We start from the raw sequence: 11,539 nt of genomic DNA, 5'->3' as shown, positions 1-11,539 counted from the left end.
CCGTCACCGGGCGCTGCAGGCCATCGGTTGCAGGATCCGCAGCAGGTCATGGTTGTCACAGACCAGCGCCTCCAGCGAGATGTCATCGAGCGACGCATAAAACGCCTGCGCCGCATCGGCCAGGGCTGTCTTCAGTCGGCAGGCATCCGTCAGCGGGCAGGTGTTGTCGGCATCGGCGAAGCATTCGACCATCGGCAGATTGCCCTCCACGTCGCGAAACACATCCCCGATGCGGATCTGCGCGGGCGATCGCGCCAGGCTCATCCCGCCGTTGCGGCCACGCTGGGTGCTGAGATAGCCCAGCTGGCTGAGCTGGTTGATGACCTGCGCCAGGTGGTTCTCCGAGATATTGCAGCACTCTGCGATCTCGGCCTTGGTGACCAGCCGCTCCGCATGGGCGGCGCAATACATCAGCAGCCTGACGGCGATGTTGGTCCTTTTGGTGATGCGCATGGGTGGCTCCCGCAGCTGTGCTGCATCGGTTATTGCATAGGGGCGCAAAAACCGGTTTGACATACATCAATCAGACAAGGCGCAGAAAGGCACAGTGCATGACGGCCCCCTATTTCTTTGGCTATGGCAGCCTGGTGAACACCGCAACGCACAGCTATGGCGGCGCGCGGACGGCGCGGCTGCGGGGCTGGCGGCGGGCCTGGGTTCATACCGACCTGAGCGACGTTGCGATTCTGTCGGCGGTGCCCTGCGACGCCAGCGAGATCGACGGGCTGATCGCACAGGTGCCGGGGGCCGACTGGGCGGCACTGGACGCGCGCGAATTCGCCTATGAGCGCCTGGCGGCCGCCGACCGGGTGACCCATGATCTGGACGGCGCGCCGGACGTGTCGGTCTACGCGGTGCCCGCCGCGCACCACCGCAAGGCGGCCCGGAAACACCCGATCCTGCTCAGCTACCTGGACGTGGTGCTGCAGGGCTACCTGCAGCAGTTCGGCGAGGCCGGCGTGCAAGGTTTCATCGCCACCACCGACGGCTGGGATGCGCCCATTCTGGACGACCGCGCCGCGCCGCGCTACCCGCGCCACCAGCCGATCGCCGCGGCAGAGCGCGCCCTGTTCGACAAACTGGTCGACAGAACCGGCGCCCGGCGGATAGCGTTGGAGGCATGATCGAAAAGGCGCTTTTGCACCTGGGCCGGATTGCCAGGCAGCTCTGGTTCAGGGTTGTCGTGATTTCGCTGGCCTCGCTGCTGGCGCTGCTCCTTGCCCCCCTGGCAAAACCGCTGCTGCCCGGCAGCGTCAGCGAGGATTTCGGCCGCGAGGCGGTGCTGCCGGTGCTGACGATCCTCGCCTCGGGCATGCTGGCGGTGACCACCTTCTCGCTCAACGTCATGGTCAGCGCCTACCGCACCGCCGCCTCGATGGCGACGCCGCGGGTCTACCGGCTGCTGCTGGAGGACACGGTCACCCACCGGGTGCTGGCGACCTTCGTCAGCGGCTTCATCTATTCGCTCACCGCGGTGATCCTGTTCCGCGCGCGCTATTTCACGCCGGAGGGCGCGCTGGTGGTCTTTGGCCTGACCGTCATCGTGGTGGTGCTGATCGTCGGCGCCATCCTGCGCTGGATCGATCACCTGTCGAGTCTTGGCAGCATGGACCACACCCTGCGCCTGATCGAACGCCGCACCCGCGACAGCCTGCGCGACCGGTTGGACAAGCCCTGCCTCGGCGGGCGTTGCGCCGAAAATGCGGACAGACCGGAAGACGCGGTCGAGATCCCCGCCGCCAAAAGCGGGTTTGTCCGCTTCATCGGCCTCGCGCGGCTGAACGAGCTGGCAAAGGACACCGGGGTCGAGATCACCCTGACGCGGGCACCGGGGGACTACATCCTGCGCGGTCAGCCCGTGGCCTGGGCAACCGGTGGCGACAATGAGTTCTGCAAGGCCGCCTCGGCTGCCATCGACATCGGCGACGTGCGCAGTTTCGATCAGGATCCGTCATTCGGCCTGCTGCTGCTGGCGGAAACCGCGCAACGCGCGTTGTCGCCCGGCGTCAACGATCCCGGCACCGCGGTGGAGGTGATGGGCCGACTGGAGCGGCTGCTGTGGGAGAACATGCCCGCGGATGAGACCAGCGACACCCGCAAGCCGACCTATCCCCATGTCAGCGTGCCGCCGGTCACCGCCGGGCACCTGCTGCACTGCGCCTTCCCGCCAATCGCCCGCTGCGGCAGCGACTCGCCCTCGGTGATGCGCTGGATGGAAAAGTCACTGGACGCGCTGGCCAGCCATCCCAACCCGGCAATGGCCAAGGCCGCCAGAAAGATGTGCGAGGAGGTGCACGACGGCCGTTGGGGCTGACCCACGGCCACACCCCGGAGCTGCTGCGAGAGGCTCCCGCCCGTTTGCGCGCATGAAACTCATGCGCCCTCACCGTTGGGCATGGCACCGCCTCCCCCGCGGGGGAGGCGGTGCCATGCCCAACTGCAGCGGCGGCATCTCTGATGCAGCTGCGGCGGGCGGGAGATCTCCGCAGCACCATTCAGCGGCACGAAAAAGGGCGGCGCCTGCTGGCACCGCCCCGGGTTGTTTCAACGCTTTTGGCCTCCTCAGCCGCGGGCACGAACCTTTTCCATCAGCGCCAGCAGCGCCGACATGTCGGGGCCGCGCTCCATGCCGGTCACCGCCTTGCGCAGCGGCATGAACAGGCCCTTGCCCTTGCGGCCGGTCGCGGCCTTGACCTCAGCCGTCCACTTGCCCCAGCTGTCGGCGTCATAGGGGCCTTCGGGCAGCATCGCCATGGCCTCGGCGATGAACTCCTTGTCCTCATCGGCCACCAGCGGCTCGGCGCCGTCGCGGCACAGCTGCCACCAGCCGGCCAGGTCCTTCAGCGTGGTGATGTTTTCCTTGGCCATGTCCCAGAAGGCCGCCTGTTTCTCTGCCGGCACGCCCAGCGCGTCCACGTGGGACTGCACCGCCTCGAGCGGCAGCGACTGCAGGTAGCGGGCGGTCAGCGGGTAGAGATCCTCGACGTCGAACTTGGTCGGCGCGGCGCCGAAGCGGGTGATGTCGAAGCCCTCGATCAGCTCGGCCATGTCCGAGCGCAGCTCGACCGGATCGGACGACCCCAGCCGCGCCATCAGCGACAACAGCGCCATCGGCTGCACACCCGCCTCGCGCAGGTCACGCAGCGCCAGGGTGCCCAGACGCTTGGACAGCGCCTCGCCCTGCGGGCCGGTCAGCAGCGAGTGATGCGCAAAGGACGGCACGGTGCCGCCGAGCGCCTCGATGATCTGGATCTGGGTGGCAGTGTTGGTCACGTGGTCCGAGCCACGCACCACGTTGGTCACGCCCATCTCGGTGTCATCGACGACCGACGCCAGCGTGTACAGGAACTGCCCGTCGCCCCGGATCAGCACCGGGTCGGAGACCGAGGCCGCATCGATCGAGATGTCGCCGAGGATGCCGTCGGTCCATTCGATCCGCTCATGGTCGAGCTTGAAGCGCCAGACGCCGTCGCCGCGCTCGGCGCGCAGGGCGGCCTTCTCATCGTCGGAGAGGTTCAGGGCGGCGCGGTCATAGACCGGCGGCTTGCCCATGTTGAGCTGTTTCTTGCGCTTCAGGTCGAGTTCGGTCGGGGTCTCGAACGCCTCGTAGAAGCGGCCGATCTCGCGCAGGCGGTCCGCGGCCTCATGGTAGCGATCCAGCCGTTCGGACTGGCGCTCCACCTTGTCCCAGGTCAGACCCAGCCATTCCAGGTCTTCCTTGATGGCATCGACGTATTCTTCCTTCGACCGCTCGGGGTCGGTGTCGTCGATGCGCAGGATGAAGGTGCCGCCCGCCTTGCGGGCGATCAGGTAGTTCATCAGCGCGGTGCGCAGGTTGCCGACGTGGATATAGCCGGTCGGCGACGGGGCAAAACGGGTGGTGGTCATCACATGTCTCCTGTTGCCGCTGGCTTGTCACATGGGCAGGCAATTGTCCAGTTTCACGCAAGGCCCCCCCCCCGCACCGCAGAAGCGCAGGCAGGCTGTGGTGCGCCGCCCGTCAGGATGACCGCACGCAGCCGGAGGCGGTCGCACCCGTTTTTGCCCGAGCGCATCACAATCCGGGACCGGCGTCGGAGGCGCATCCGCCGCGCCGTTCACGCGAATGTTTGAAGAATTGCACGGCAACTGGCCTAGGATAGGCCTGATCGACCCACAAGAGAGGACCTGCCATGACTGTCTCAATGACCCGGCGCGCGGCTCTGACCGGCGCGGCCACCCTCCCCCTCGCCGGTGCCGCGACACCTGTCCTGGCGGGCTCAGAGCCGCAAGACGACGCCGGTGCCGCAATGCCGATCGCGCGCACCTTCACCTTGGGCGAGATGCCGGTCACCACGTTGCTGGACGCCACGGCCCTGCGCGAAGGCCCGAAGGAGATTTTTGGCGGCAATGTCAGCGAAGAGGAGTTCCGCAAGGTTTCCGAGGAGAACTTCATCTCGTCTGAGGCCGCACAATTCTATTTCACGCCCACGCTGGTGGAAACTGGCGGCGAGCTGGTGCTGTTTGACACCGGCCTCGGCCAGGGGGGGCTGCCGCGCGCCCTGGCAGCGGCGGGGGTGACACCCGAGGCCATCGACGTGGTGGTGATTACCCACATGCATCCCGACCATATCGGCGGGCTGATGACGGGTGGTGCGCCGACCTTCCCCAATGCCCGATACGTCATGGGGGCGACCGAGTACAATTTCTGGTCGGCGATGGACCCCGGCCACCGCGTCGGCGATCTCGTGGCGCAGAATGTCACGCCACTGACGGAACGCACCACCTTCATCGAGGATGGTGCCCGGGTCGCCTCCGGCATCACTGCCGTGGCAAGCCACGGTCACACGCCCGGGCACATGTGCTTCATGCTGGACAGCGGCGGGCGGCAACTGATGCTGACCGCGGACCTGGCCAACCACTATGTCTGGAGCTTTGCGAATCCGGACTGGGCGGTGAGCTTTGACGCCGACAAACCCGCCGCCACCCAGTCGCGGCGGCAGGTGTTGCGCATGCTGGCCGCGGATCGGGTGCCGATGATTGGCTACCACATGCCCTTCCCCGCCGCCGGTTTCGTCGAGACCCGCGGTGACGGGTTCCGTTACGTGCCGGTCAGCTATCAACTGATGGGGTAGACCCCTACCGCTTGAGTCAAATTTCAAGCAGATCGCCGGGTGCCATTTAGAAAGGACACACCCGCCTTTGCTACCCTGAGGCGACTGAATGCCAGTTAGCCCAGGGTTGCCCGTGAACGATCAATCGACCTTCACTCAACGACAGTCATCCGGCGCCTCTGCGCCGGACGCGCCACGGCATGTCGCCGACCCGGTCCAGCCCTCGCTGGACCGTTTTCGCGATATTGTTGACCGGCTGTCGCAAGGCATTGTTGTCTGGTCCGCGGATGGCCGCTGCGAATTGTTCAACCAGCGCGTGCTGGAGGTTCTGGAATTGCACGAGACTGACCTGCGCATCGGGTTGTCGCGGGAGGACTTCTTCACCGCGGCGGTGGCACGCGGGGACGTCACCGCGGCCAGCGCAGCCCAGGCCCGGATCGATTTCCACTCGGGCAAGGATCGCTTCAGCGCCGATCGCCGCATGGCATCGGGACGCATCCTGTCGATCGAGACACGCCGCCTGCCCGACGGCGGCCATGTCACCAGCTACACGGACGTCACCCAGTATCGCCGCGATGCGGAGGAGCTGACGAAGGCCAAGCAGAAGGCCGAGGAGGCTGAATTGACGGCCTTGCGGGCGCTGGCGGCGGAACAGGCCTGGCGCAAGGAAGCCCGGCTGCTGTCGGAGCTGGACGAGTGGTTGCAAAGCTGCAAGTCGCTGGAAGAACTGTACAAGATCACCGCCACCTTCATGGCCCAGATCCTGCCCGGCTCGGCCGGGGAAATCTATATCTACGCCAATTCCCGCGATGTTCTGGACGGGGTGTGCAGCTGGGGCAGCACCCCCATGCGCGACCATATCCTGCCGGACAGCTGCTGGTCGCTGCGGCGCGGGCGACAGTACCGATACCGTCAGGACCGGATCTCGTTTGCCTGCGCGCATGTCCAGGATCAGAGACTGCCCCAGACGCCAGAGGAATACGGCTGCGTGCCGATCGTCGCGCATGGCAACACGGTGGGGCTGATGCACGTCAAGTTCGCTCCCGATGACAGCGCCGAGCGCCGCGACGCCAGTCACCGGCTGGCCCTGCAATGCTGCGAGCATATTTCGCTGGCGATTGCGAACGTGAAACTGCGCGACGAATTGCACGACCAGTCCACCCGCGATCCGCTGACCGGTCTGTACAATCGACGCCACCTGCTGAACGCCCTGCGCGGTGGATTGATGATAGCAGAACGGCAGATGGGACAGGCTGCAGTGCTCAGCTTTGATGTCGACCGCTTCAAGCCGTTCAACGACAACCATGGCCACGATGCCGGTGATACCGTTTTGCGGGCCATTGGCGACGGGCTGCATGGGTTGTTCACCCATGGCGAGATCTGCAGCCGCTTCGGCGGAGAGGAGTTCTCGGTCTTTCTGCCCGACACCGACAAGGAGCAGGCCTTGCACGCGGCAGAGGCATTGCGGCAGGCGGTCGAGAACCTGAAACTGCGCTACGGGGCAGGCACGCTGCCGCGGGTCACCGTGTCTGTGGGCGTTGCCAGCTTCCCCGAGGATGGCAGCACGCCGCAGGATCTGCTGAACGCCGCCGACCGGGCGGTCTATGCCGCTAAGGCGGGCGGGCGCAACTGCATACGCGACGCCGCCGACTGCAGTGCTCAGCAGCCGGGCTGCGGGCCGTAGCGCGTACCGTCGGAAAACCGCGACAGCCGGAACGGATGCGGATCGACAACCGGCGCATCCCCGGTGACCAGATCCGCGGCCAGCTGGCCCGCCGCCGGGCCGATGCCGAAACCATGGCCGGAAAACCCGGTGGCAACAAACAGCCCCGGCAGATCATCGGCCTGCGAGATCACCGGGATCGCGTCGGGGGTGACGTCGATCATCCCGGCCCAGCTTTGCACCACATCGGCACTGCGCAGAACCGGGAAATCCGCCTGCGCCGCCGCCCAGCCGCGTTTCAAGGCCGTTTGCGACGGGGCCGGATCGAGCACCCGGCAGCGTTCGAACGGGGTGGTCTGATGTGGCTGCCAGCGGCGCTCCTGCGCGGCCTCCTCGCGCCAGCGGTGCGACAGGCGGAACCGCAGGCTGCGCCATTCCTGCCGCAAGCTGGGCAGGAATTTCCAGCCCAGCCGGAAACTGTCCGGCACCAGGTCCACGACGTTTTCATGCGCATCGGCAATGGTGTAGCCCCCGTCGGCCCGTTTGCGCAGCCCCAGCTTGTCGGTATAGAGGGCCGGCGCTGGTCCGCCCTGCACCGCCGAGGTCCGCAACACCGAGCTGAGCACCTTGAGCTGCGGTAGGTCGATGCCGACATTGCCCAGAAACAGCCGCGACCAGGCGCCGCCCGCCACCACCACCGCCGAACAGGCCACGCGGCCGCGTTCCGTCATCACCCCGCTGATGCGACCGGCGGAGGTCTCGACGCTGCGCACGGCGCATTCGGTCATCACCTTGGCACCGGCCGCCTGCGCCGCCGCGGCGATGGCATGGGTCGCGAACTGCGGTTCCGCCCGCCCGTCCAGCGGCGTGTAGAGCCCGGCCCGGACCCTGGCCGGATGCCCCGGCACCAAAGCTGCAAGCGAGGTGCCGCGCACCATATGCGCCTGCTGCCCCAAACCGTCCAGGTTGCGCAGCCAACGCTCCAGCCGGGCTTCCTTCTTGGCGCTTTCGGCCGTGAACAGGATGCCCGAGCGGTGATATCCGGTATCCCGCCCGGTGCGTTCGTTCAGCCCCTCCCACAGGGTCAGCGCGCGCGCCATCAGCGGGATTTCCCGCGGGTCGCGACAGGAGATCCGCACCCACCCCCAGTTGCGCGAGCTTTGCTCTCCGGCAATCTGCCCCTTTTCGCACAGCAGCACCGAATGGCCGCGCTCTGCCAGTTCCAGCGCGGTGGCCGCACCGATGATGCCACCGCCGATCACCACGGCGTCGACAGATTTTGGCAGGGCCAGATCAGATTGGAAATGGGGCAGTCGGGGTCCGGGCATGAAGGCATCTATGCCCGCTGGGAAGACACGCGTCCAGCGCCCGGATGACGCAGCCTGACGTCAACCGGCGCATTGTGATTTTTCCGCCGCATATCAGACCGTTATCGGAAACGCCCCCGCGCAGGAACAGACCGGCGCGGGTCAAAAATGGTGCCCCTCCAAAGGGTTAACACCCGCGTCAAGAGGGGTCGCGCCAGCGGTTCACAATCGGATAGCGCCGGTCCAGCCAGAACGCCCGCGGCGTCAGCCGCGCGCCCGGTGCGGACTGGAAGCGTTTGTATTCGCTGATGTAAAGCAGATGCTCGATCCGCTTGGCCACGTCGCGATCAAACCCTGCCGCAACACAATCAGCGATTGAACCATCCCGGTCGACCAGGATCTCGAGGATGGCGTCCAGTTCCGGGTAATCCGGCAGGCTGTCGCTGTCCTTCTGATCCTCGCGCAGTTCCGCCGTGGGCGGCTTGTCGATCACGTTGGGGCGGATCACCTCGCCCGCCGGGCCTTTCATCCAGGGGCGGTGGTTGGCGTTGCGCCAGCGGCAGGTCTCGAACACGCGGGTCTTGTACAGATCCTTGATCGGGTTGTAGCCGCCATTCATGTCGCCGTAGATGGTGGCATAGCCGACCGCGACCTCGGACTTGTTGCCGGTCGTCAGCAGCATCTCGCCGAACTTGTTGGACATCGCCATCAGCAGCAGGCCGCGCAGGCGGGACTGGATGTTTTCTTCGGTCACGTCGGCGTCGCGACCGGCAAACAGCGGCGCAAGGGTGTTGGTGACCGCGGCGCGGGCCTCGGAAATCGGCACAAAGTCGTAATGCACGCCCAGCGCCTTGGCGACGGCCTCGGCATCATCGAGGGATTCCTGGCTGGTGTATTCCGAAGGCAGCATCACGCAGCGGACATTCTCCGCGCCGATCGCATCCACGGCAATCGCCGCCACGATGGCCGAGTCGACCCCACCGGACAGGCCCAGCAGCACTTTCCTGAAGCCGCTTTTGCCGAGGTAGTCGCGCAGGGATTCGACCATCACGCGATAGTCCTGCTCCCAGGCATCCGGCAGATGCGCCTTTTCGCCTTCGATGGCGCGCCAGCCGTCGTCGGTACGCACCAGATCCAGATGCGCGTAGGCCTCGTCGAAGACCGGCATCTGCAGCGCCAGCGCGCCGCCCGGGTTCAGCACGAAGGAGCCGCCGTCGAACACCTGGTCATCCTGGCCGCCCACCATGTTGAGGTAGATCACCGGCAGTTGCGTCTCCACCGCGCGCGCCACCATGTGATTGAAGCGCACCTCCAGCTTGCCGCGGTAGTAGGGTGAGCCGTTGGGGATCAGCAGGAACTCGGCACCGGATTCCGCCATGGTTTCCGCCACGTCCTCGTGCCAGCCGTCCTCGCAGATGGGAGACCCGATGCGGGTGTCATTCACCGAGTAAGGGCCGCCCAGCGGTCCGGCATCAAAGATCCGCACCTCGTCGAAGACGGTCTCGTTCGGCAGATGGTGCTTGAGGTTGCGCGCGGCGATCTTGCCGTCCTTCAGGATCAGATAGGCGTTGAACAGTTCCGTTCCTTCGACCCATGGGCTGCCGATCGCCAACGCGGGGCCGTCGGCGCAGTCTGCCGCCAGCTGTTCCACCGCGGCGATGGCGGCAGTGTGGAAGGCCGGTTTCATCACCAGGTCCTGGGCGTTGTACCCCGTGATGAACATCTCGGGCAGCGCCACCAGGTCGGCGCCCGCCTTGCGCCCCTCTTCCCAGGCTTCGCGGGCCTTGGCGGCATTGCCTGCCAGGTCGCCGACGGTGGGATTCAGCTGCGCCAGTGTCACGCGGAAACGGTCTGCCATGCTGCTTGGGCCTTCTGCAAGTTCCTTACCCCAGCCATCTATCCAGATTACCGCCCAAGGAAAAGAGCCCCGGGCCGCCGCCGGGGAAAAGACATTGCGGCCCGGGTTGCGGTAGCTTAGTTTCCGGGCGAGCAACCCAAAATGGCAGCAGCACCGTTTTCCCTGGGCAGGCAGAGGTTTTGAATGACCCGTTTCGGCACCGCACTCGCGTTTTCCACCATCCTGGCGCTGGCTACACCGGCATTGGCCCAGGAGGGCGAGGTCATCACCACGCAGGATGAGATCGGGGGCGTCTACGAGGGCACCTTCCGCAACGGATTGCAGCATGGCACCGGCACCTACAAGCTGCCCAACGGCTATGAATACACCGGCGAATGGGTCGATGGCGAGGTCCGCGGCCAGGGCGTTGCACGCTTTCCAGACGGGTCCGTCTATGAAGGTGAGTTCGCACAGGGCAAACCCCACGGGCAGGGCAAGCTGACCCGCGCCGACGGCAGCACCTACGAGGGCGGCTGGCAGGAGGGGCAGATCCACGGTGACGGCCTGTCCGTCTATGCCAGCGGCGTGCGCTACGAGGGCAGCTTCGCCCACGGCAAACGCCACGGGCGCGGTGTGATGACCTCCCCCGATGGCTACAGCTACGACGGCGATTGGGTCGAGGGGCGACAGGAAGGCAACGCCAGGATCGTCTATGCCGATGGGACCGTCTACGAAGGCGAGGTGGTTGACGGCCAGTTGCAGGGCCAGGGCCGACTGGAGACCCCGGACGGGCTGATCTACGAGGGCGAATGGTCCAACAGCCAGATGAATGGCACCGGGCGGCAGGTCCACCCCAACGGCGATGTGTACGAGGGTGAGCTGAAAGAGACCCGGCGCCACGGACACGGCAAGATGACCTATGCCAACGGCGACGTGTACGTCGGCTCCTTCGAGGACGACCAGCGCCACGGCACCGGCACCATCACCGAAAAGGACGGCTACAGTTATACCGGCGAATGGGCACACGGCCAGATCGAGGGCATCGGCAAGATGACCTACCCCGATGGCTCGGTATACGAGGGCGCCTTCCGCGACGACCTGCCCGAAGGCAAGGGCAAGATCACCTACCCCGATGGCTCCACCTACGAAGGTGACTGGGTCGCGGGCGTGATCGAGGGAGAAGGCACCGCCACCTACCCCAGCGGCATCACCTATACGGGCGGGTTCAAGAACGCCAAGAACCACGGCCACGGGGTGATGACCTACGCCGATGGCTACCGCTACGAGGGGGGCTGGCAGGATGGCCAGCGCCACGGCCAGGCCAAGGTGACCTACGCGGACGGATCGGTCTACACCGGGGAGTTCGCCAACAGCCAGCGCCACGGGCAGGGCAAGATCGTGATGCCCGACGGGTTTACCTATGAAGGCAGCTGGCAGGACGGCAAGATCTTCGGCAAGGGCGTGGCGACATATGCCAATGGTGACGTCTACGAGGGCGAGTTCGTCAACGGCAAGCGCCAGGGCCCCGGCACGATGAAATACTCCAGCGGCGAGCAGGCGGAAGGCACCTGGGAGAACGGTGCCCTGGTCAACGACACCGAATAAAACATTTACGATCGACAGGATCGCACAACGCGGG

Annotated in this window: 9 protein-coding genes; 5 read left to right on the top strand and 4 right to left on the bottom strand. The window is 66.0% G+C overall.

Annotated elements, in window-relative coordinates; all coding sequences use genetic code 11:
- Positions 1-3: 3 nt before the first annotated feature.
- Positions 4-453 carry an RrF2 family transcriptional regulator gene (locus tag ACZ52D_RS09485; RefSeq protein WP_464441160.1) on the bottom strand — a complete coding sequence of 150 codons (450 nt, stop codon included), beginning with the start codon at positions 451-453 and terminating at the stop codon, positions 4-6.
- 98 nt (positions 454-551) lie between these two features.
- Here ACZ52D_RS09485 and ACZ52D_RS09480 point away from each other — a divergent pair, with 98 nt between their 5' ends.
- Positions 552-1,124: a gamma-glutamylcyclotransferase family protein gene (locus tag ACZ52D_RS09480; protein ID WP_464441159.1), complete on the top strand. Its 573-nt coding sequence runs from the start codon at positions 552-554 to the stop codon at positions 1,122-1,124.
- On the top strand, positions 1,121-2,314 hold the full coding sequence (locus tag ACZ52D_RS09475; RefSeq protein ID WP_464441158.1) for a DUF2254 domain-containing protein: 1,194 nt from the start codon (positions 1,121-1,123) through the stop codon (positions 2,312-2,314). The genes ACZ52D_RS09480 and ACZ52D_RS09475 overlap by 4 nt, the downstream gene beginning before the upstream one ends.
- Positions 2,315-2,562: 248 nt before the next feature.
- Here the strand turns inward: ACZ52D_RS09475 and gltX are convergent, their stop codons facing one another.
- A complete protein-coding gene (gene gltX, locus ACZ52D_RS09470) occupies positions 2,563-3,888 on the bottom strand; it encodes a glutamate--tRNA ligase (RefSeq protein WP_464441157.1) in 1,326 nt (441 codons plus the stop codon).
- 284 nt (positions 3,889-4,172) lie between these two features.
- Between gltX and ACZ52D_RS09465 the strand changes: the two genes are divergently transcribed.
- Together ACZ52D_RS09465 and ACZ52D_RS09460 are read left to right on the top strand one after the other, a co-directional pair.
- Positions 4,173-5,114 (top strand): MBL fold metallo-hydrolase, encoded by a 942-nt coding sequence (locus ACZ52D_RS09465; RefSeq protein WP_464441156.1) that lies wholly within the window; start codon positions 4,173-4,175, stop codon positions 5,112-5,114.
- A gap of 112 nt (positions 5,115-5,226) precedes the next feature.
- The gene (locus ACZ52D_RS09460; RefSeq protein WP_464441155.1) at positions 5,227-6,777 is read left to right on the top strand and encodes a sensor domain-containing diguanylate cyclase; all 1,551 of its coding nucleotides are present in this window, start codon (positions 5,227-5,229) and stop codon (positions 6,775-6,777) included.
- Here ACZ52D_RS09460 and ACZ52D_RS09455 read toward each other — a convergent pair.
- Complete coding sequence (locus ACZ52D_RS09455) at positions 6,753-8,084, bottom strand: NAD(P)/FAD-dependent oxidoreductase (RefSeq protein WP_464441154.1); 1,332 nt, start codon at positions 8,082-8,084, stop codon at positions 6,753-6,755. The genes ACZ52D_RS09460 and ACZ52D_RS09455 overlap by 25 nt on opposite strands.
- Positions 8,085-8,262: 178 nt before the next feature.
- Entirely contained in the window at positions 8,263-9,921 is a 1,659-nt protein-coding gene (locus ACZ52D_RS09450) for an NAD+ synthase (RefSeq protein WP_464441153.1), read from the bottom strand.
- A gap of 183 nt (positions 9,922-10,104) precedes the next feature.
- On the opposite strand from ACZ52D_RS09450, the gene ACZ52D_RS09445 reads away from it, so the two are divergent.
- The gene (locus tag ACZ52D_RS09445; RefSeq protein ID WP_464441152.1) at positions 10,105-11,505 is read left to right on the top strand and encodes an MORN repeat-containing protein; all 1,401 of its coding nucleotides are present in this window, start codon (positions 10,105-10,107) and stop codon (positions 11,503-11,505) included.
- The last annotated feature ends 34 nt before the right edge of the window (positions 11,506-11,539 follow it).

Source organism: Leisingera sp. S2M4 (genome assembly GCF_055398055.1).
Note: the sequence above shows the minus strand (reverse complement) of the source record. Positions and strands in the feature narration are given on the sequence as shown.

Bases quoted from the DNA above. Each gene is read 5' to 3' on its own strand.
- ACZ52D_RS09485 (WP_464441160.1), bottom strand. From the start codon at position 453: ATGCGCATCACCAAAAGGACCAACATCGCCGTCAGGCTGCTGATGTAT.
- ACZ52D_RS09455 (WP_464441154.1), bottom strand. From the start codon at position 8,084: ATGCCCGGACCCCGACTGCCCCATTTCCAATCTGATCTGGCCCTGCCA.
- gltX (WP_464441157.1), bottom strand. From the start codon at position 3,888: ATGACCACCACCCGTTTTGCCCCGTCGCCGACCGGCTATATCCACGTC.
- ACZ52D_RS09465 (WP_464441156.1), top strand. From the start codon at position 4,173: ATGACTGTCTCAATGACCCGGCGCGCGGCTCTGACCGGCGCGGCCACC.
- ACZ52D_RS09445 (WP_464441152.1), top strand. From the start codon at position 10,105: ATGACCCGTTTCGGCACCGCACTCGCGTTTTCCACCATCCTGGCGCTG.
- ACZ52D_RS09450 (WP_464441153.1), bottom strand. From the start codon at position 9,921: ATGGCAGACCGTTTCCGCGTGACACTGGCGCAGCTGAATCCCACCGTC.
- ACZ52D_RS09480 (WP_464441159.1), top strand. From the start codon at position 552: ATGACGGCCCCCTATTTCTTTGGCTATGGCAGCCTGGTGAACACCGCA.
- ACZ52D_RS09475 (WP_464441158.1), top strand. From the start codon at position 1,121: ATGATCGAAAAGGCGCTTTTGCACCTGGGCCGGATTGCCAGGCAGCTC.